The sequence below is a fragment of the Hymenobacter agri genome, assembly GCF_054778495.1.
In genome coordinates this window covers 1-1475 of sequence record NZ_BAAGZM010000835.1, presented here as the reverse complement: position 1 = coordinate 1475, position 1475 = coordinate 1, and the positions used below count along the sequence as shown (strand labels likewise).

Annotated in this window: 1 protein-coding gene and 1 pseudogene; one reads left to right on the top strand and one right to left on the bottom strand. The window is 65.0% G+C overall.

Annotated elements, in window-relative coordinates; genetic code table 11:
* The coding region (locus ACYVDE_RS22645; protein WP_460503800.1) for a TrmH family RNA methyltransferase at positions 1-413 on the bottom strand (413 nt) is incomplete at its 3' end.
* Between the two features lie 77 nt (positions 414-490).
* Between ACYVDE_RS22645 and ACYVDE_RS22640 the strand changes: the two are divergent.
* Positions 491-1475: pseudogene (locus tag ACYVDE_RS22640) on the top strand (hypothetical protein); the annotation flags it as partial.

The window sequence follows — 1475 nt, the reverse complement described above, 5'->3', positions numbered from 1 at the left end:
GGAGCGTAGGCATCGGCGCAGCCGGGGCTGAGCACCACGCCGGGCAGGCCGTACCAGTCGGCCAGGCGCAACAGGGTGCCGAGGTTGCCGGGGTCGCGCACTTCGTCGAGGGCCAGCAACAAACCGGTTTCGGGCAGCGTTAGGGGCAGCGGCGGGCTGGTGGGCTGGCGGGCAATGGCCAAGGCCGTAGTGTTGGTAGCCAGCGTGCCGAGCTGGGTAAGTTCGTGCTCGGTAGCGGGGCTAACCGGCACGTGGCCCGGTAGTTGGGCACGGTATTGGTCGGCAAATTCGGGCGTGGCCAGCACGTGTTCGGTTTCCAGGTCAGAACTTAGCAGCTCCAACACACTTTTCCCTCCCTCGACCAGAAATGCCCCGTGGCGGTGGCGGTACTTCTTTTGGTGCAGAGACTGCACGTATTTGCCCAGTGCTTTTGAAACCATTGTTTATCTCTTGTTTTGCAAACCTACGGCGCGGCGGCCGGCTGGGCCCCGTGCTGGGCTTGCTGGCGGTGGCCGCCTGTTCGCCGTTCAAGCTGCTCAAGCCCAACCAGCGCCTGCTCAGCCGCGTCGAAATCTCCGGCGTCGACAAGCCGGCCGATAAAGAGGCGCTGAAAACCCTGGTGCAGCAGAAGCCCAACACCCAGCTGCCGCTGCCCAAGCTCGCCATCTATCAGCTCGGATTTAAGTTCTACGATTCGGTGAAGCTGCGCTCGAAGCTGCGCGACATTCAAACTACCTACGCGGCCAAGATGAAGGCCGCCGGCACCGATTCGGCCGAGCTGGGCAGGCTCATTTCGCGGCGCGAGCGCAAAATCAAGCGCAAGCAGCTGGCCCTCGACAAGGGCAATGCCATCATGCGCCTGGGCGAGCCACCGGCCATCTACGACACGGCCCTCACTAAGCGTACCGTGCAGCAGATGACCACCTACCTGCACACGCACGGCTTTTTCCGGGGCACGGTGTCGGCCACCGATACGGCCCGCTTTAAGCGCAGTCTGCTGTTTCGGGTGCTCACGGCGCCGGGCCGCCTCCTTCCGAGTAAGGGCGACTCGCTGGACCGCGTGAAGCAGTATCGCCGCGTGACGGTGACCTACCACGTGAACGAAAACCTGCTGTTCCGCTACCGCCTGCAGCCGCCGGTCATCGCCGACTCGGGCGTGGCCGCCGTGGTGCGCGCCGCCCGGCCCGCCACGGTGCTGCACGAAAACCGCCGCTACAACGAAGACACCATCAGCCTGGAGCGCACCCGCCTCGAAACGGCCATCCGCAACGCGGGCTACTACGATTTCCGCCAGCAGTACATCAGCTACGAGGCCGACACGAGCTTTGACCAGGGCACCGTGCGCCTGCGCATGCTCATTGCCAACCCCGGCCTGGCCCAGGGCCACCGCGTCTACACCATCCGGCAGGTGCGCTTTGTGACTGATGCCGGCGTGGGCCGCACCCTACGCAACGCCGCCGGCGACACCCTGCGCA